Genomic DNA, 19,229 nt, shown 5'->3' with positions numbered 1-19,229 from the left:
GCAGGGGGTTCCGGTCAATTCCGGTGCTGATCTGCTGTTTCTCACAGGTGTGGTTTGCGATTCTCTAAACTCCGTCTCAATGGCTTCAAAAGCTTCGTTGATCAGACTGACCTCGTGATCGGGGACGGGCTGACCGGGGTTGTCGGCCCGAACGGCTGTGGCAAATCCAACCTGCTTGAGGCGCTTCGCTGGGTCATGGGCGAGAACCGTCCCACGGCCATGCGCGGCGGCGGGATGGAGGATGTGATCTTCGCCGGGGCCGCGACGCGCGGCGCGCGCAATTATGCTGAAGTCGCGCTGACCATCGACAACGAAGACCGCCTCGCCCCCTCGGGCTTCAACGACTCCGTCATGCTGGAGGTGGTGCGCCGTATCACCCGCGATGCCGGCTCAAACTATAAGATCAACGGCAAAGATGTGCGCGCGCGGGACGTGCAGATGCTCTTTGCCGATGCCTCGACCGGAGCGCATTCGCCGGCACTGGTCCGCCAGGGCCAGATCTCAGAGCTGATCAACGCCAAGCCCCGCGCCCGTCGGCGGGTCCTGGAAGAGGCTGCCGGGATCTCGGGCCTTTATCAGCGCCGCCATGAGGCGGAACTGCGCCTCTCTGCGGCAGAGACCAACCTCACCCGCGTCGATGATGTGATCGAGCAGCTGGCCCAGCAATTGATCTCTCTGTCGCGCCAGGCCCGCCAGGCCGCACGCTACCGCGAAATCGGCCGCGATCTGAAGCGCGCCGAAGGCATGCTGCTGGCGCGCCGGTGGCATGAGGCCGAGATGACCCGTCAGGCGGCGCTGGCGCAGTTTGCCGAGGCGCTGCGCCTGACCGCCGAAGCTGAGGCCCGCGCCGAGGAGACGTCTGAGGCCCGCGAAGCGGCGGAAGCGGCGCTTCCCGCTTACCGTGAAGAAGACACCATCGCCGCTGCCCTGCTGCAACGGCTGATCCTGCAGCGCGAGACCCTGGCTCAGGAAGAGAGCCGCGCTACCGAGCGGGTCGCCGCCCTGCGCGCCCGCATCGCCCAGCTGGCCCGCGACGCGGAGCGCGAGGCCGTGATCAACCGCGATGCCGGGGAAACCATCCGCCGTCTTGAGTGGGAACTGGAACAGCTCGCCCGCGCCCAGGACGGCGAAGCCGACCGCCTCGATGAGCTGGCCTCCCTGGCGCAGAACGCGGCTCTGGCCGTGGCCACCGTGGAAAGCCGCCTCTCAGACGCCACCGAAGATGCGGCCGAACTTTCGGCCCGCGCCCAGGGGATCCGCCGCGCCCGCGATGAGGGAACCGCGGCGCTTGAACGCGCCCGTGCTGAGGCCGCCCGCGCCGCTGAGGCCGCCGAAGCCGCCTCCGAGGCGCTTGAGGCCGCCACCGAGGCCTTCACTGAGGCCGAAGAGGTCCAGGCCGAAGCCCTGGAGATCGCCACTGAGGCCGAAGAGCGCCTCGCCGGCGCCGAAGACGCCCGTGAGGCTCTGCAATCGCGCGAGGCTGAGGCCCGCGCCGCCCGCGCCACCGCCGAAGGCGACCTTGCTGCGCTCAACTCAGAAGCCGCCGGGCTTGAGCGGCTGCTGGCGCGCGCCACCTCTGACACCGGTGAGGCGCTGATCGAACGCCTCAGCGTCGCCCCGGGCTATGAGGCGGCCCTGGGGGCGGCGCTGGCCGATGATCTGCGCGCCCCGGAAATCAGCGCTGAAGATCCCACCGGCTGGGCACCGATGGCAGATTACACCGATGCCGAGGCGCTGCCCGCAGGCCTGCCGCCGCTCAGCGCCCATGTCACCGCCCCCGAGGTTCTGGCCCGCCGCCTGGGCCGCATCGGCATCGTGGATCGCGCCAAAGGCGCCGCGCTTCAGGCCGCGCTGCGGCCCGGTCAGCGGCTGGTCTCGCGCGAGGGGGATCTCTGGCGGTGGGATGGCTACCGCGCGGCCGCGGGGGATGCGCCCTCTTCTGCGGCTCTGCGCCTGCAGCAGGTCAATCGCCTTGCCGCCCTGCGCGAAGAGCTGACCCTCGCCGCCGCGAAAGCGGCTGAGGCCGCCGCGCTGCACAGCCGCCTGCAATCGGAACTCGCCACCCTCACCCAGGCCGATCAACTTGCCCGGGAGCATCGCCGCAGCGCCGACAGCCGCCTGACCGAAGCCAGCCGCCGCCTCGCCCGTGCCGAGGGGGACCGCTCTCTCGCCGCAGGCCGTCTTGAGGCCGCGCGTCAGGCGGGCGAACGCGCCACCCGCGCCGCCGATGACGCCGCCGCCCGCCTCGAAGAGGCCGCCGAGGCCGAGGCCGCGCTTCCCGATCTCGCCGATCTGCGCGCCCGGGTCGAAACCCTGAAGACCGAGGTGGAGGCGGCCCGCAGCGAGATGATCGCCCGCCGTGCCGCCCATGAAGAGGCCCGGCGCGAAGGCGAGGCGCGGACCCGCCGCCGCCAGGAGGTGATGAAGGAACTCTCCGGCTGGCGTCACCGCCTCGAAACCGCTGAGCGCCATTCAGAAGATCTGCAGGAACGCCGCGAGGCCGCCGAAGAAGACCTCGCCGAAGCGCTCGAACAGCCCGACGAAATCCTCGCCCGCCGCGAAGAACTGGCTGAGGCCCTTGAGGCTGCCGAAGCCCGCCGTCAGGCCGCGCAAAGCCGCCTGACTGAGGCCGAAGCCGCCCTGCGCAGCGCTCAGGATGCAGAGCGCCTGGCCGGGACCACAGTTGCAACCGCCCGCGAAACCCGTGCCCGCGCCGAGGCCCGCGCCGAAGCGGCCAGAGAGGCCGCCACCGCCGCGGCGGCACGGATCCGCGAAGACCTCGGTCAGGAACCCGCAGAGCTGTTCGCAGAGCTTGGCACCCCGCCCGATCAGCTTCCCGATGCCGCTGAACTGGATCTTGAGGCGCAACGCCTGCGCCGCTCCCGCGATCAGCTGGGCGCGGTGAACCTGCGCGCCGAAGAAGATGCCCTCGCCGTGCAGAGTGAACACGACACCCTGCGGCGCGAGAAAGAAGAGCTCGAAGAAGCGATCCGCAAGCTCCGCTCGGGCATCTCCTCGCTCAACCGCGAAGGCCGTGAACGGCTGCTGGCCGCCTATGACGTGGTGAACGGAAACTTCTCGCTGCTCTTCACCCATCTCTTCAACGGTGGCGAAGCCCGCCTCGTGATGGTCGAATCCGACGATCCGCTGGAAGCGGGCCTCGAGATCATGTGCCAGCCGCCGGGCAAAAAGCTTTCCACCCTGTCGCTGCTGTCAGGCGGCGAACAGACCCTGACGGCGCTTGCGCTGATCTTCGCGGTCTTTCTCGCCAATCCGGCACCGATCTGCGTGCTCGACGAAGTCGACGCGCCCCTCGATGATGCCAACGTGACCCGGTTCTGCGATCTTCTCGATGAGATGACCCGCCGCACCGACACGCGCTTCCTCATCATCACTCACCACGGCGTCACCATGAGCCGCATGGACCGCCTCTTTGGTGTGACCATGCAGGAACAGGGCGTCAGCCAGCTCGTCAGCGTCGATCTCAAACGCGCCGAAGCCCTCGTCGCCTGAACCTGAAAAGACGGCGCCCCTTCATCCGGGGCCCCGTCTTTGGCTTTTTTCAAATACTCCGGGGTCCGGGGCAGCGCCCCGGATCGCCGCTCACAGCGTCAGTATCGTCGCCCCCGTGGTCGCCCGCGCCTCCAGCGTGCGATGCGCCTCAGCCACCTGATCGAGCGGAAAACGCTGATCAATGCGGATTTTCACCGCGCCCGAGGTCACCTTTTCAAAGAGCATCTTTGCCATGGCCTGGCAGTCCTCATGCTGCGCGATATGGGTGAACAGTGTCGGCCGCGTCAGCTGATAAGACCCCTTCGCCAGCACCGCCAGCGGGACCGGCGGGACCACGCCGGAGGCATTGCCGAAGGAAATCATCATCCCCACCGGCCGCAGCGACTCCATGGATCCCTCAAAGGTCGAAGCCCCCACTGAATCCATCACCACATCAACCCCGCGCCCCCCGGTCAGCTCGCGCACCTTCGGCGCGAAAGGACCTTCGCTGTAGTTGATCGCAGCCTCAGCCCCGTGATCCAGCGCCAGCTGACATTTCTCATCAGAGCCTGCGGTGGCAATCAGCCGGATCCCCTCAGATTTCGCCCATTGGCAGGCAATCAGCCCCACGCCGCCGGCAGCGGCATGAAAGAGCACCGTATCCCCGGCCTTCAGCGGCACTGTGCGGTGAAAAAGATACTGCACCGTCAGCCCCTTCAGCATCATGGCCGCTCCCTCTTCAAAAGAGATGCCATCGGGCAGCGGGCAGACCTGGGCCGCGGGCATGACCCGCGCCTCGGTATAAGCCCCGGGCGGCTGCGCCGCATAGGCCGCGCGGTCTCCCGCCTTCAGATGCGTAACGCCAGGCCCCACGGCCTCAATAACCCCCGCTGCCTCCATGCCAAGCGCCTGCGGCAGCTGCATCTGATAGACACCCGAGCGCTGATAGACGTCGATGAAATTCAGCCCCACCGCATGATGACGGATGCGGACCTCCCCCGGCCCCGGCTCACCGACCGGACGATCCTCAATCATCAGAGCCTCAGCCCCGCCATGCGCCCGGATCACAACTGTTTTCGCCATTCTGCCTCTCCCGCTGAACCGGCGTCAGTCTGACCTGCAATCGCGCCTCTGAAAAGCCATTCCGTCAGCGCCGGGCAGATCTCTCAAGCCCCGCCGCGCGGCCCGTTTTGGCTTTTTCCAAATACTCCGCGGGGGTCCGGGGGCGCGAAGCCCCCGGCTGCGCGGCTTCAGCGTTTGCGCATCGCATCCAGCAGGGCCGCGCCGAAGCCTCCCGGCGCATCTTTTGCGACCTGCGGAGCAGACGACATCGGCCCGCGCCCGCCTTTCGGGGCTGCCCCCTTCGCCCCGCCCTGGGCGCGGCGCTCAGAGGCCTCTTCCCGCCCGCCGCCGTCTTTGCGCATGCTCAGTGCGATGCGCTTGCGGGGCACATCCACCTCAGTGACCCGCACCTTCACCACATCCCCGGCCTTCACCACCTCATGGGCATCTTTGACAAAGCGGTCCGCGAGCTGGCTCACATGCACCAGCCCGTCCTGATGCACACCGATATCCACAAAGGCCCCGAAGGCCGCCACATTGGTCACGGTGCCTTCCAGCAGCATGCCGACGCGCAGATCGGTGATCTCTTCGACGCCCTCGGTGAAGGTCGCGGTCTTAAAGGCCGGACGCGGGTCGCGACCGGGCTTTTCCAGCTCGGCCATGATGTCTTTCACCGTCGGCACCCCGAAGCGCTCATCGGCGAAATCGCGCGGCTCAAGGCGCTTCAGCGGTGCGGGATCCGCCATCAGGCTCCGCAGATCGCGACCGCAGGCCTGAACAATTTTACGCGCCACATCATAGGCTTCCGGGTGCACCGCCGAGCCGTCCAGCGGCTCCTTTCCGCCCTGAATACGCAAAAAGCCCGCGCATTGCTCAAAGGCCTTCGGACCAAGCCGCGCCACCTTCAAAAGCTCTTTGCGGGTCGCAAAGGGGCCATTTGCATCGCGGTGGCTGACGATGGTTTCCGCCAGCCCCGCCCCGATACCGGCCACCCGCGCCAGCAGCGGGGCTGAGGCCGTATTCAGATCCACGCCCACGGCGTTCACCGCATCCTCAACCACCGCATCCAGCGCTTTGCCCAGACGGTGCTGGTCCACATCATGCTGATACTGGCCCACACCGATGGATTTCGGCTCAATCTTCACCAGTTCCGCCAGCGGGTCCTGCAGGCGTCGCGCGATGGAAACCGCGCCACGCAGGCTCACATCAAGCCCCGGGAACTCCGCCGCTGCCAGCGCTGAGGCCGAATAGACCGAGGCCCCGGCCTCCGAGACGATGACCTTGGTCGGCTTCTTTGCCCCCGGCATCATCGCCAGAAGATCGGCCACCATCTTTTCCGACTCGCGGCTGGCCGTGCCATTGCCGATGGCGATCAGCTCGACCCCATGTTTCGTGATCAGCGCGCCCAGCACGGCCTGAGCGCCGCGCAGATCGTTCTTCGGCTGGAACGGATAGATCGTCGCCGTCTCCAGAAGCTTGCCGGTGCCATCAACCACGGCCACCTTGCAGCCCGTGCGGATGCCCGGATCAAGCCCCAGCGTCGTGCGCCCGCCTGCAGGGGCTGCCAGCAGCAGATCTTTCAGATTGCGGCCGAAGACGCGGATCGCCTCCTCCTCAGCCCGTTCGCGCAGCTCCATCATCAGATCAACCGAGAGCGAGGGGCGCAGCTTCACCCGCCAGATCCAGCCCGAGATGGTCGAAAGCCACTCATCCCCCTTGCCCGCACGCCCGCCGCCAAGAGAGGCTTTCACCATGGTCTCGCAGCGCCCCTGGCCCGGCGCGGCCTCGGTGTCAGCCTCAAGGTCCATCGACAAAAAGCCTTCATTGCGGCCGCGGAACATGGCAAGCGCCCGGTGGCCGGGGGCGGTGGCAAAGTTTTCGCTATGCGCGAAGTAATCCGAGAATTTCGCGCCTTCCGTCTCTTTACCCTCAATCACCTTTGACACGATCTTCGCTTCGCGGCGCAGGTAATCGCGGATGCGGGTCTTCAGATCGGCATTCTCAGAGACGCCTTCCGCAATGATGTCGCGTGCCCCTTCCAGCGCAGCTTTCACATCGGCGACATTTTCGGAAATATAGCCTGCGGCAAGAACAGAGGGGTCGGCGGCGCGATCGGCAAGGATGGCATCGGCCAGCGGCTGCAGCCCGTTTTCCCGCGCGATCATCGCTTTGGTGCGGCGCTTGGGCTTATAGGGCAGATAGATGTCTTCGAGTTCCGCCTTGGTGCTGACACCGGCGATTTTCGCGGCCAGATCCTCCGTCAGCTTTCCCTGATCGCGGATCGAGGCAAGCACCGCCTCACGGCGGGCGTGAAGCTCACGCAGATAGGTCAGACGCTCATCAAGCGTGCGCAGCTGGGTGTCATCGAGCCCCCCGGTCACCTCTTTGCGGTAGCGCGCGATGAAAGGCACCGTGGCCCCCCCGTCGAGCAGCGCCACGGCCTGGGCCACCTGATCGGCGCGGGCCCCGATTTCACTGGCAATCGCAATGGCAATCTGGCGGGCGGGGTCTTGGGCAATCGCCATGGGGCACCTGTCTTAAAGTCTCGGGAGGGAGAGGTAACCCCGGCTTCGCGCAGGTTGCAAGTGGCCCTTGCGGTGCTCGCGGCTTCCCGCCAGTCTCCCCTGACCAACAAGGAGAGTAACATGGCTCTTATACCTGCGATTGCTGATCATGCCGCAGAGCTGACGGCGATTTTCGAAGATCTCCACGCCCATCCCGAAATCGGTTTTGAAGAGACCCGCACCGCGGCAATCGTCGCGGCAAAGCTGCGCGACTGGGGGGTGGATGAAGTCCATGAAGGCATCGGTGGCACCGGCGTTGTCGGCATTATCCGCGGCAATCGCCCCGGCGCACGCCGGGTCGGGCTGCGCGCCGATATGGATGCTCTGCCGATCGAGGAGACGTCAAACCTCGCCTACAGCTCAAAAAATCCCGGAAAAATGCATGCCTGTGGCCATGACGGCCATACCACCATGCTGCTGGGGGCGGCAAAATATCTGGCCGAAAGCCGCGATTTTGCGGGCACCGTGGTGCTGATCTTCCAGCCTGCCGAAGAGGGCCTGGGCGGCGCGAAACGCATGATCGCTGAGGGGCTTTTTGAGCGGTTTCCCTGCGATGAGATTTACGGCATGCACAACAGCCCCAACGGGAAATCCGGCTGGATGGGCATGCGCAAAGGCGCGGCCATGGCGGGGGCGGCCTTCTTTGACATCCGCATCACCGGAGTCGGCAGCCATGCCGCGCAGCCCCAGGACAGCAAGGACGCGCTGCTGATCGCAGCCTCGCTGGCGGCAGAGCTGCAGACCATCCGCGCGCGCAACATCCATCCGCTGGATATGCTGGTTTTGTCGGTCACAAAGCTCAACGCCGGAACCGCCTATAACGTGGTGCCCGAAACCGCCAGCATGGGCGGCACCATCCGCTATTTCTCGGATGCAGCTTTTGAGCTGGCCTCGCGGCGGATGAAAGAGATCTGCAAGGGTTACGCTCTGGCCCATGGCGTTGAAATCGACTGCGATGTCCGGGGTGCCTTCGACGTTCTGGTCAATGGCGACGAATATACCGAAGCCTATCTGGAGGCCGGTCGTGAAATCCTGGGCGAGGAGGCGGTCGATGCCGAAGTGCCGCCGGTGACCGGCTCGGAGGACTTCGCCGATATGCTGCGCCTGGTGCCGGGGGCCTATTGCCAGATCGGCCACGCGGGCACCGTGCCGCTGCATAACCCGGCCTTCCGGCTTGATCCGGCAATCCTGCCGGTGGGCGCTTCGGTCTATGCGCGGCTGGTGGAAAAGCGTCTCGCGGCATGAGGTCAGGGCAGGGCGGTGCGCCGCCCTGCCACCCAAGGCTCAGCCGCTGGTCAGCAGCCAGACCGGCTCATTGTCGCGGGCAACATAGTCCAGCGCCGCGCGGTCCGGCACCTTTGAGGCGCGTTTGAAACTGCACAGCAGTTCATCGCCATCAATCTCTGCCGCGTTGATGAGACAGGTCAGGATATGCCTTGGCCCTTCATGGATCTCAACAAGGCCGCGAAGCTGTCTCACGTCCTCCAGGGCAATGGAAAACCCGTCGTTCCACATGCGGCGGATGGAAAACACCATATCCCCCTGATGCAGGGACAGACGACGGCGGCGGCTTCCCTGGCGCAGCCTTGCGCCATGCAGTCCGTCCCGAATCTCGGCTGGCAGATCTTCAAACATCTCTCACCTCCAACTCATCCGAGTTTGCACCGCAATAGATGAAGATCAAGTCAAGGTTGTGACAGCTTTGCCGCCCTGCCGGATCTTTGCAGCACCTGGTGCACTCCTGTCGCGCGTGCCGTTGAAGGAACGCCCTGCAGGCGGCCCGGCTCCGGCCCGATCAGAAAAGACCTCACGGTAAAGTCCCTTGGCGCGGCGCCTTTTGCGGGACTAAGCTTGGCGCAAAGGGGAGAGCAGTATGTGGCGAAGCTTCAGCGGTGCACTGGCCCTGGTTCTCGGGCTGACGACAATATCTGCCCAGGCTGCCACCTGTGGTGGCGATTTCACAACCTGGCTGCAGGACCTGCGGGCGGACCTGCTGGCGGCGGGCGGCACTGAGGCTGAGGTGAGCCGCTTTCTGCGCGGCGCTGCCGCCGATCCAAAGGTGCTTGCCGCAGACCGCAGGCAGGGTGTCTTTCAGCGCAATTTCACGGATTTCTCCCGCCGCCTGATCAGCGCGGACCGGCTGAACAAAGCGCGCGCAAAGCTGAAATCCGAGGCCTCTCTGCTGGCGCGTGCGGAAAAAGAATACGGTGTTCCGCCGGGTATTCTGCTGGCCTTCTGGGCCTTTGAGACCGACTTCGGCGCGGTGCAGGGGGAGTTCAACACCCGCAATGCCCTGCTGACCCTGGCCCATGACTGCCGCAGGCCCGGATTGTTCCGGCCCCAGATCCTTGCGGCCTTTGAGTTGAGCCGCCGGGGGGATTTTGACCCTGCGACCACCAGAGGGGCCTGGGCCGGAGAGATCGGCATGGTGCAGATGCTGCCCGCCGATCTTCTGGCGCGCGGGGTGGACGGCGATGGCGACGGCCGGGTCGATCTGCAGTCCTCGGTCGCGGATGCCCTGCTTTCGGGCGCGGCGCTGATCCGTGATCACGGCTGGCAGGCCGCTGCGCCCTGGATCACCGAAGTGCGCCTGCCGCAGGGGTTTGATCTCAGCCACAACGGGTTGAACAGCTGGCTGCCGGTGGCAGACTGGCGGGCAAAGGGTCTGCGTCCGCGCGAAGGCGGCGATCTGCCGGAGGGCGGTGAGGCCGCTTTGCTCCTGCCCCAGGGCCGCCTTGGTCCGGCCTTTCTTGTCTGGCCGAATTTTCGCGTTCTGACCGAATGGAACCAAAGCCTGACCTATGTGACCATGGCAGCCTATTTCGCCACCCGCATTGAGGGGGCGGCGGTTTTTGATCCCGGCGATCCCGTGCCGGGCCTGAACCCCGAGCAGATGAAGACCCTGCAGCAAAAGCTGAAGCAGCGCGGGCATGATGTCGGAAATGTCGATGGCATTCTTGGGCTTATGACCCGCGAGGCCGTGCGTCGTGAGCAGATCCGCCTTGGCCTGCCGCCCGATGCCTGGCCGGATCAGCGCCTGCTGGAGCAGCTCTGATGGCGGCGCAGGGCTGGGGCGTTGCGGTCACTCTGAAAGCGCCTGTGGCCCAGGTCCTCGCCTTTGTGGCCTGGTATCTCGATCTTGGGGCCGCGCGGATCTGGCTTCATTTCGACGATCCCGAAGATCCCGCCGCTGCCCGTCTCGAGGGGCATGAGCGCGTGCAGGTCATCCGCTGTCACGACGGCTATTGGGAAAAGGTGGCCGGCCGCCGGCCAGAGACCCATCAGCAGCGGCAGGTGCGCAATGTGACCCGCGTGCTGCGCCGTACGGGGCTGCCCTGGGTCGCGCATTTTGATGTCGATGAGTTTCTGCTGGCCGCGCGTCCGGTGGCCGACATCCTTGCAGAGCAGGCGCCTGACCGGCTGATCCTGCGGGCAGAGCCATGGGAGGCGCTCTGCGACCCGAAGCTGCCCGATGATATCTTCACCGCGAACCGCTTTCGTCAGGCCCTGCCTCCGGGGCGTGAGGCGCTGGCCCATGCGCTATACGGTGAGGCAGGCGCGCTGCTCGAGCGTGGCATGTTAAGTCATACGGTCGGAAAGTGCTTTTTCCGCAGCGGGATACCCGGCATGACCGGGCGCATCCATGGCGCCCGCATCAATGGAGAGCCGGTGCCGGGCGGAGCCTTTCATCCCGATCTGGCGCTTTTGCATTTTCATGCCCAGGACCGGGAGGGCTGGCTATCGCGGCTGCCCTATCGTCTGGCCAGAGGGGCCTATCAATACCGCCCTGCCATGCAGGCTTATCTGCTGGAGCAGACCGCCGAAGGGGTCGAAGCGTTCTACGACACTGTGCAGCGGGCCCGCCCGGCCCTTGTCGCCGCCCTGGAGGTTGAGGGGTTTCTGCGCCAGGAAGAGCTGTCGCTGCGGCAAAGGGTCGGGCGGCATTTCCCCGGCCTTCTTCCCGGTTCCGAAACGCCTGAAAGCGGCGTAGACCCGTCTTTATGACAGAACTGAACACCGAACGGATCCACAAGCCCCCCCGGCGCGCAGCGCTGATTACCGGTGCTGCCCGCAGGCTGGGGGCCGCCATGGCGCGGGCGCTTGCGCGTGAGGGGTGGTTCGTGGTGATCCATTGCAACCACTCCCGCAGCGAAGGCGAGACCCTGGTCGCAGAATTGCAGGCGACGGGGGCAGGCGCGGCTCTGGTCTGCGGGCCGCTTTCAGCCAAAGCGGAGGCTGAGGCCATCTTCGCCGGGGCGGTGGCCCTGGCAGGTCCCTTGTCGCTTCTGGTGAACAATGCCTCCGCCTTTCAAAGCGATGATCTGAGCACAGCGGATGAGGCAGGGCTGGCCCTGCACATGGCGGTGAACCTTGGCGCGCCGCTCTGGCTGATGCAGCAGTTCCGCGCGCAGGAGGCACTGCCCGGGGATGCCCTTGTCGTGAATATGCTCGACAACAAGCTCTTCGCTCTAAACCCGGATTTCTTCACCTATACGCTGTCGAAAGCCGCACTCAGGGCTGCGACGGAAATGGCGGCGCAAAGCTTTGGCGGCCGTCCCAGGGTCTGCGCCATTGCCCCGTCGATCACCCTGATCTCCGGCGCGCAGAGTGCCGGGGATTTTGAACGGACGTCGCGGATTAACCCCCTGGGGCGGCGCGTTTTCCCCGATGACATCTGCGAGGCCCTGTTGATGCTCTGCGCGGACAGGGGGCTGAACGGTGAAACGCTGGTGGTTGACGGCGGCCAGCGTCATTGGCGGCTTCCGCGCGACGTGGCCTTTCTGGACGAGAAGGACATTCCCCTTGGCTGAGTTTCTGATCGAAGTCAGCAGACAGACGGTTGAGATCATCATCGGCCTGCATGAGTTTGAGCGCCACGCCCCGCAGCGGGTCGAGATCTCGGTGCAGGTTCTGACGACGGATCTCTCTGGTGATGCGGGTAATTTTATGGATTACGACGCCATCGTTGCGCATATCCGCAGCTATGCGGGGCAGAGGATTGCCACTCAGGAAGATCTGGTTCTGGCGATCCACAGCTATGTCAGCGGGCTTGCGCATGTCGCAAAGGCCCGCGTCTCAAGCCGTAAGCCCGATATTTTCAGCGATGTGGACTGGGTGGGGCTGAGCTATCCGGCCCGCAGCCTTTCAGGGTGACAAAAAGGATCGGACCCCGACCTCAGTCGGGGTCCGCAGCACACCCTGGCGCACCCCTGCACCCGAACCGACGACAGGTCCGCAGCTTTATCCTAGCGCAAAAGCAGGGGGGACGGCTAATTCAGAGTTTTCCGTCTTTTAGCCAAATCCTACCGGCTCAGCCGTAAACGGCTTCTTTCTTAAAATGCTTCACCAGCATGTAATACATGACGGCGCGGTATTTGTTGCGCTCTGATTTGCCGTAGGTTTCCACCACGCTGTCGATGGCCTTCTGCAGCTCCGGGCCATCCGGGAGGCCAAGTTTCTTCATCAGGAAATTGGTGCGCACGCGCTCAACCTCCTCGGCGTTGCTGGCAGCAACGGTCTCGCTGTCCGCGTTGTAAATGGCCGGGCCGCAGCCGATGGTGACCTTGCGCAGCAGATCCATATCAGGCTCAACCTTGCATTTGGTCCGCAGGTCAGTCGCGTATTTCTCGATCAGTGCGTCGCGCTTGCTCATGCCACATATTCCCCTGTATCGCGCCAAGCCCTGCTCCCCGCAGGCGCCTGACTGAAGGCTATGCGCGGGGATGGCCGTGCGCCAAGCGAAATCTTCCGGAAGCTGTGAAATCAGGCAGAGGATCGCTTCAGGCGGATGGTATCGGGGGGCAGGTCGGGGAGTGAAAAACGGATCTCATCGGGGCAAAGAAAAACGCCCGCCCCTTTGGAAAGGGACGGGCGCTTTGCCGACGGACCGGGGGTCAGTAGCGGTAATGCTCAGGCTTGAAGGGGCCTTCCGGGGTGACGCCGATATAGGCGGCCTGCTCTGCCGAGAGTTTCGAGAGTTTCACGCCGATGCGGTCGAGGTGCAGGCGGGCCACTTTCTCATCCAGGGCTTTGGGCAGGATGTACACGCCGGGCTGATACTCATCGCCCTTCGTCCACAGCTCAATCTGCGCCAGCACCTGGTTGGTGAAGGAGGCCGACATCACGAAGCTCGGGTGACCGGTGGCATTGCCCAGGTTCAGCAGACGGCCTTCCGACAGCAGGATGATCCGTGCGCCCGAGGGCATCTCGATCATATCAACCTGGTCTTTGATATTGGTCCATTTGTGGTTCTTCAGCGAAGCCACCTGGATTTCATTGTCAAAGTGGCCGATGTTGCCGACGATCGCCATGTCTTTCATGGCATGCATATGCTCAAGACGGATGACGTCTTTGTTGCCGGTGGTGGTCACGAAGATATCGGCGGTCGAGACCACCTCTTCCAGAGTGGTGACCTGGAAGCCATCCATCGCGGCCTGCAGCGCGCAGATCGGATCCACTTCTGTGACGATCACACGGGCGCCTGCGCCTTTCAGCGAAGCCGCCGAGCCTTTGCCCACGTCGCCATAGCCGCAGACGACAGCCACTTTACCGGCCATCATCACATCGGTTGCGCGGCGGATGCCATCGACCAGCGATTCTTTGCAGCCGTATTTGTTGTCGAATTTCGACTTGGTGACCGAGTCGTTGACGTTGATCGCCGGGAAGGGCAGCTGGCCCTTTTTGTGCAGATCATAAAGGCGGTGCACACCGGTGGTGGTCTCTTCCGAGACACCTTTGATCGCAGCTTTGGTCTTGGTGAACCAGCCGGGCGACTGGGCCATGCGCTTGAGGATCTGCGCTTTGATGACCGCTTCTTCTTCCGACTGCGGCACCGGGATCACGTCTTCACCGGCTTCCATACGGGCGCCGTAAAGGACGTAGAGCGTCGCATCGCCGCCGTCGTCGAGGATCATGTTTGCGCCTTCCGGGAACTGGAAGGAACGGTCGAGATAGTCCCAGTGCTCTTCCAGCGACTGGCCTTTGATCGCAAAGACCGGAACACCGGCTTTGGCGATGGCAGCAGCCGCATGGTCCTGGGTCGAGAAGATGTTGCACGAAGCCCAGCGGACATCGGCCCCCAGAGCGACCAGGGTTTCAATCAGAACAGCGGTCTGGATGGTCATATGCAGCGAGCCGACGATGCGCGCGCCTTTCAGCGGCTTGCTTTCGCCGAACTCAGCGCGACAGGCCATGAGGCCCGGCATTTCGGTCTCAGCAATATCGAGTTCTTTACGACCGAAATCGGCCAGACCGATATCCCGGACGATGTAATCCTGTGCCATTTGGGCCCCATTCGTCATCAGAGTTGCAGGTTTTGCGATGCTGCTGACATAGCACCCGGGCGCAGATGCAGCAATGCGGCAGGGGGTGCGCGGCCTGCGCAGGGCAGGGCGCGGGGCCGGCGTTACTTCGCCGCGATCAGCGACAGAAAGGCCGGGCCGAAGCGCTCCGCCTTTTGCGCATCCATGCCGGGGATGCCCTCAAGCTGCGCCAGGGTGTGGGGTCTGCGCTCCGCAATCAGCCGCAGAGTGCTTTGGGTCAGGCTGAGATAGCGTCCGATGCCGTCCTCGCCGCGCGCAAGATCATTGGCACGCTCCTGCAGGCGATCAAACAGCAGGCCCGCAGGCTTTCCGGCCAGCTTCATGCGCTGCGGATGAAGCCCCTCAGCCGCGCCTGAGATCACGGCCAGAAATTCCGCGCCAAAGCTGTCGAGCTTTTTCGCCCCCACGCCGGAGATCCCCGCCATCTCATCCATTGAACGCGGGCGCTTTTCGGCCATTTCGATCAGCGTCTTATCGGTGAAGATGATATAGGCAGGCACGCCCTGTGCCTCTGCGAGCGCACGACGTTTAGCCTTGAGTGCTGACAGAAGCGGCGCATCTTCTTCCGAGACCAGAGCCTTTACCGCGGGACGGTCCGTCGATTTCAGCGTGTCGCGGCGCAGGAAGATCGTCTCTTCGCCGCGCAGAATGGGATGGGCGGCGAGCGTCATGCGAAAGGCGCCGTGCCGCTCGGCATCCGGGCGGATCAGATCGCGGCCCATCATCTGACGGAAGACCGCTTCCCACATCGCTTTCGACAGATCTTTGCCCACGCCGAAGGTGGGCAGGTTCTGATGGCCGCGCCCGCGGACTTTCTCGGTCTCAACGCCGCGCAGAATGTCGATCAGATGGCCTGCACCATAGCTCTCGCCGGTACGCAGACAGGCGGACAGTGCCTTACGCACCGCATCGGTGGCATCAAAGACATCCGCCGGACGATCGCAAAGATCGCAGTTGCCGCAGGGCTGCGACTCCTCGCCGAAATAGCCCAGAAGCCGCTGGCGTCGGCAGCCGATGGCCTCTGCCAGCCCCAGAAGCGCGTTCAGGCGGCCGTGATCGGCCTCTTTGCGCTCGGGCGGGGCCAGGCTTTCGTCGATCTGGCTGCGGCGCAGGCGGATGTCATCGGCGCCATAAAGCGTCAGCGTTTCCGCCGCCGCACCGTCACGACCCGCGCGGCCGATTTCCTGATAATAGCCCTCAATACTTTTGGGCAGATCGGAATGTGCCACCCAGCGGATATCGGGCTTGTCGATCCCCATGCCAAAGGCGACCGTGGCCACCACGATCAGCCCGTCCTCCTGCTGAAAGCGGGTCTCGGCATGGCGACGGGCTTCGGCCTCCATGCCGCCGTGATAGCAGATCGCCGGATGGCCCGCTTCGCGCAGGGCCTGAGACAGCGTCTCCGTGCGCGCACGGGTGCCGCAATAGACAATGCCCGACAGACCCTTGCGGGCCGCCACAAAATTCAGGATCTGCTTGCGCGGCTGGTCTTTGGCGGCAAAGGCTAGGTGAATATTCGGCCGGTCAAAGCCGCGCAGGAAGGTCTCGGGCTGCACGCCGCCAAAGAGGCGGTTGACGATTTCCTCGCGGGTCTCGGCATCTGCGGTGGCGGTGAAGGCCGCCAGCGGCACATCCAGCATCTCGCGCAACTCACCGATGCGCAGATAATCTGGGCGGAAATCATGGCCCCACTGGCTGACGCAATGCGCCTCATCCACCGCAATCAGGCTGCAGCCGGCGCGGTGCAAAAGGCTTTGGGTGCCGAAATTCGCCAGCCGCTCCGGCGCAAGATAGAGAAGCTTCAGCCGACCCTCATCAAGGGCTGCAAACACTTCGGCATTTTCTTCTTCGGTATTGCCCGAGTTCAGCGCCCCGGCCTCAACCCCCACGGCGCGCAGGGCGCGGACCTGGTCGCGCATCAGCGCAATCAGCGGTGAGATCACCACGGTCAGCCCCTGGCGGCAGAGCGCAGGCAGCTGAAAACACAAAGATTTACCGCCGCCCGTCGGCATGATCGCCAGCGTGTTCTGCCCGCGCATCACCGCGTCGACGATCTCAGCCTGGCCGGGGCGAAACTCTGCGAATCCGAAGATTCGGGCCAGGACCTCGGCTGGATCAGGCATGGATCAGAAATAACCGAGGTTGTTGATGATCACGATGCGCAGCGCCTCAATGCCCAGCAGCACGATCAGCGGGGCCAGATCAATCCCGCCGAGGTTCGGAAGGAACGAGCGGATCCGGTTGTAAACCGGCCCCAGCAGGCGCTCGAGCCCGGTCCAGATCTGATAGACCAGCGGCTGGCGCAGGTTCAGCACCTGGAAGTTGATCAGCCAGCTCATGACGACATGAACGATGACGACGAACTGCGCGATTTTCACGATCAGCAGCAGAATTTCCATCAGCGACATCATGAGGGGTGGTTCTCCGGTGAATTGATCCAGACAGACCTAATGGCGGCAGGCCAGAGGGGCAAGAGCCTGCGACAGCCCGTCTGCCCTGTCTCATCAGATTAAAGTTAACGATGCTTTGATCAGCGCTTCTTTTTCGGCGCGGGCTGGCGGGCCATCCAGGCCTCGTGCAGCTCCGGGCGGCGGGCTTTGGTGATCTCAAGCGACTGCGCGCGGCGCCACTTTTCGACCTCGCCATGGTTGCCGGAGTTGAGAACGGCCGGAATCTCCAGGCCTTCCCAGGTCTGAGGGCGGGTGTATTGCGGATGCTCCAGCAACCCGTCGGAGAAGCTTTCCTCATCGGCGGAGGCGGCATTGCCAAGCACACCGGGCAGCAGGCGCACGGTGGCATCGATCATGGCCTGCGCCGCGATCTCACCCCCGGTCATCACGAAATCGCCTAAGGAAACCTCTTCGATCTGATAGCGGTCAAGCACGCGCTGATCGACGCCCTCAAAGCGGCCACAGATCATCACCACGCCCTCTGCCGCCGCCCATTTGCGGGCCATGGCCTGGTCAAAGCGTTTGCCGCGCGGCGAGAGATAGATGATGGGGCATTTCTCACGGTCCATGGGCAGGCCGTGGCAGGCCTCACCCAAAGCGCGGGCCACCACATCGGCACGCAGCACCATGCCGGCGCCGCCACCGGCGGGGGTGTCATCGACATTGCGGTGTTTGCCTTCGCCAAACTGGCGCAGCGGAATAGCATCAAGCGCCCAGAGCCCCTGATCGAGCGCTTTGCCGGTGATCGACAGGCCAAGGGTGCCGGGGAAAGCCTCAGGGAACAGCGTCACGATCCGCGCGCGCCAGGCGTTTTTCACCCGCGGCGGCTCAGCCATCAGATCGCGCGGCTTCAGTGAGACCTGCACCGACAGCCGTCCATGCGATTTGCCCTTCACTTCCGTCATGCGATTACCCGTCTTTGCGCTGCTCAGGCGCTTTCCCTAGCAGAAGGCTTATTCCGCGGCCAGCGCCCGGGGGGCGTCGCCCTGCCGCAGGATCTGCACCACCGTGCCGACAGCCATGGCCAGGCGCGCGCGGACCTCATCGAACTCAGGCCGCGGGGTCAGGCTCGCTTCCTCCATATAAAGGCTGCGGTCGATCTCAACCTGAATGGCGTGGCAGCCTGCCTGGGGGCGGCCCCATGTCTGGGTGATCCAGGCCCCCGCGAAGGGGATGTTGCGGCTGGTGCGAAATCCTGCGGTGCGAAAGGCCCCTTCGATCTTTGACATCACCTGCGGGGCGCAGGCCGCACCATGGCGATCGCCCAGCACGATCTCGGGCGGCTCGCCGTCACAACTGCGCAGATGCGAGACTGCGTCATGGGGCATCGAGTGGCAATCGAGCAGCAGCACCTGGCCAAAGCGGCTGCGCTGCGCCGCCATGACCTCTGAAAGCTTTTTGTGCCAGGGGTGCCAGTGTCTGCTCAGACGTTCATCGGCTTCTGCGCGGCTGATGCGGCCGGGGTGAATCACCCGTCCTCCGGCCACCACCCGCGGAATGACGCCGAGGCCGGAAGAGAGCCGCGGATTCAGTCCGGTCCGCTTCACCCCTTCGATCAGGGCAGGGTCCAGCTCATCCGCTCCGCGGTTCAGATCAACATAGGCCCGCGGGGCCCGCGCGGTCAGCAGCGGCACCCCAAGGCCTGGGGCATCCTGAAAGAGCAGATCGACAAAGGCATCCTCAGATGAGCGCAGTGCGCGGGCGGAGAGCGGACTTTGTGCAATAAATTCCGCAGGATAATCGCGCCCGCTGTGGGGAGAACTGAGCACCAGTCCGCAGCGGGGCTTTTCCGGCTCATAAAGGTCAAAGGCCGCGCGTTTCATGGTATCCTCCTGCTTGGGAACAGCCTAAGCCCCTGAAAAGGCCGGAGTCGAGGGATTTGGAAGAAAAGCGATTTTTCTTTATGCACCCCCCTTGCGGCCCTCTGCGACTCTGGCTAAAAGCCCTCTCAACGAAGCTGAGCCGGCCCGGACAACTTCGGAAAGACGGGCCAGAACGGATCAGCTGAGGGGCGCGTAGCTCAGCGGTAGAGCACTACGTTGACATCGTAGGGGTCACAAGTTCGATCCTTGTCGCGCCCACCATTTAACCGCCCGTTTCGACGGGTATAACGAAACCTGAGGCGCTCGACGCGCCGCGAAGTAAGGAGAGCGTCATGAAAGTCGCAAACTCGCTCCGTTCGCTCAAGCAGCGTCACCGCGATTGCCAAATCGTGCGCCGCAAGGGCCGTGTATACGTGATCAACAAAACCCAGAAGCGTTTCAAAGCGCGTCAGGGCTGAGCGAACGAGCTCTCTTGAGTTTGAAAAGGCCGTGCGATCCGCACGGCCTTTTGCTTTT

General features: G+C 64.2%; 16 protein-coding genes and 1 tRNA gene. 8 read left to right on the top strand and 9 right to left on the bottom strand.

Translation table 11 applies throughout. The features are described from left to right. Positions 1-54: 54 nt before the first annotated feature. Positions 55-3,513, top strand: a complete 3,459-nt coding sequence (gene smc, locus EP867_RS00340) for a chromosome segregation protein SMC (RefSeq protein ID WP_128486227.1) — start codon at positions 55-57, stop codon at positions 3,511-3,513. Positions 3,514-3,603: 90 nt separating this feature from the next. On the opposite strand, the gene EP867_RS00335 is transcribed toward smc, so the two are convergent. After that, positions 3,604-4,575, bottom strand: a complete 972-nt coding sequence (locus EP867_RS00335) for a quinone oxidoreductase family protein (protein ID WP_128486226.1) — start codon at positions 4,573-4,575, stop codon at positions 3,604-3,606. A gap of 167 nt (positions 4,576-4,742) precedes the next feature. Continuing rightward, a complete protein-coding gene (locus EP867_RS00330; RefSeq protein WP_128486369.1) occupies positions 4,743-7,073 on the bottom strand; it encodes a Tex family protein in 2,331 nt (776 codons plus the stop codon). Between the two features lie 126 nt (positions 7,074-7,199). Between EP867_RS00330 and EP867_RS00325 the strand changes: the two genes are divergently transcribed. Continuing rightward, entirely contained in the window at positions 7,200-8,363 is a 1,164-nt protein-coding gene (locus EP867_RS00325; protein WP_128486225.1) for an amidohydrolase, read from the top strand. Between the two features lie 39 nt (positions 8,364-8,402). Here EP867_RS00325 and EP867_RS00320 read toward each other — a convergent pair whose 3' ends face one another. Continuing rightward, positions 8,403-8,753, bottom strand: a complete 351-nt coding sequence (locus tag EP867_RS00320) for a hypothetical protein (RefSeq protein WP_128486224.1) — start codon at positions 8,751-8,753, stop codon at positions 8,403-8,405. Between the two features lie 238 nt (positions 8,754-8,991). Between EP867_RS00320 and EP867_RS00315 the strand changes: the two genes are divergently transcribed. Genes EP867_RS00315 through EP867_RS00300 form a run of 4 tightly spaced genes read left to right on the top strand, consistent with a single transcriptional unit; the run spans position 8,992 to position 12,272 of the window. Next, a complete protein-coding gene (locus tag EP867_RS00315; RefSeq protein WP_128486223.1) occupies positions 8,992-10,173 on the top strand; it encodes a lytic murein transglycosylase in 1,182 nt (393 codons plus the stop codon). Beyond that, complete coding sequence (locus EP867_RS00310) at positions 10,173-11,123, top strand: glycosyltransferase family 2 protein (RefSeq protein WP_128486222.1); 951 nt, start codon at positions 10,173-10,175, stop codon at positions 11,121-11,123. Before EP867_RS00315 ends, EP867_RS00310 begins: the two co-directional genes overlap by 1 nt. Further along, on the top strand, positions 11,120-11,929 hold the full coding sequence (locus EP867_RS00305; protein WP_128486221.1) for an SDR family oxidoreductase: 810 nt from the start codon (positions 11,120-11,122) through the stop codon (positions 11,927-11,929). Before EP867_RS00310 ends, EP867_RS00305 begins: the two co-directional genes overlap by 4 nt. Then, a complete protein-coding gene (locus EP867_RS00300) occupies positions 11,922-12,272 on the top strand; it encodes a dihydroneopterin aldolase (RefSeq protein ID WP_164888722.1) in 351 nt (116 codons plus the stop codon). Before EP867_RS00305 ends, EP867_RS00300 begins: the two co-directional genes overlap by 8 nt. A gap of 157 nt (positions 12,273-12,429) precedes the next feature. Here the strand turns inward: EP867_RS00300 and EP867_RS00295 are convergent, their stop codons facing one another. The 6 genes from EP867_RS00295 to EP867_RS00270 all read right to left on the bottom strand — a co-directional run bounded on the left by EP867_RS00295 (position 12,430) and on the right by EP867_RS00270 (position 18,713). After that, a complete protein-coding gene (locus EP867_RS00295; protein WP_128486219.1) occupies positions 12,430-12,771 on the bottom strand; it encodes a DUF2853 family protein in 342 nt (113 codons plus the stop codon). 241 nt (positions 12,772-13,012) lie between these two features. Beyond that, positions 13,013-14,401 carry an adenosylhomocysteinase gene (gene ahcY / locus EP867_RS00290; RefSeq protein ID WP_128486218.1) on the bottom strand — a complete coding sequence of 463 codons (1,389 nt, stop codon included), beginning with the start codon at positions 14,399-14,401 and terminating at the stop codon, positions 13,013-13,015. 122 nt (positions 14,402-14,523) lie between these two features. Continuing rightward, the gene (recQ, locus tag EP867_RS00285; protein ID WP_128486217.1) at positions 14,524-16,563 is read right to left on the bottom strand and encodes a DNA helicase RecQ; all 2,040 of its coding nucleotides are present in this window, start codon (positions 16,561-16,563) and stop codon (positions 14,524-14,526) included. 3 nt (positions 16,564-16,566) lie between these two features. Continuing rightward, on the bottom strand, positions 16,567-16,851 hold the full coding sequence (locus EP867_RS00280; RefSeq protein WP_128486216.1) for a YggT family protein: 285 nt from the start codon (positions 16,849-16,851) through the stop codon (positions 16,567-16,569). A 119-nt stretch (positions 16,852-16,970) separates the two neighbouring features. Next, complete coding sequence (gene trmD, locus EP867_RS00275) at positions 16,971-17,795, bottom strand: tRNA (guanosine(37)-N1)-methyltransferase TrmD (RefSeq protein ID WP_128486215.1); 825 nt, start codon at positions 17,793-17,795, stop codon at positions 16,971-16,973. Between the two features lie 48 nt (positions 17,796-17,843). After that, positions 17,844-18,713: an N-formylglutamate amidohydrolase gene (locus EP867_RS00270; RefSeq protein WP_128486214.1), complete on the bottom strand. Its 870-nt coding sequence runs from the start codon at positions 18,711-18,713 to the stop codon at positions 17,844-17,846. Positions 18,714-18,899: 186 nt separating this feature from the next. Between EP867_RS00270 and EP867_RS00265 the strand changes: the two genes are divergently transcribed. After that, a tRNA-Val gene (locus tag EP867_RS00265) sits at positions 18,900-18,974 on the top strand. Positions 18,975-19,045: 71 nt separating this feature from the next. Beyond that, positions 19,046-19,171, top strand: coding sequence for a type B 50S ribosomal protein L36 (gene ykgO, locus EP867_RS00260; RefSeq protein ID WP_096520058.1), 126 nt, complete (start codon positions 19,046-19,048; stop codon positions 19,169-19,171). The last annotated feature ends 58 nt before the right edge of the window (positions 19,172-19,229 follow it).

Source organism: Falsigemmobacter intermedius (assembly GCF_004054105.1).
Lineage (GTDB): Bacteria > Pseudomonadota > Alphaproteobacteria > Rhodobacterales > Rhodobacteraceae > Wagnerdoeblera > Wagnerdoeblera intermedia.
Note: the sequence above shows the minus strand (reverse complement) of the source record. Positions and strands in the feature narration are given on the sequence as shown.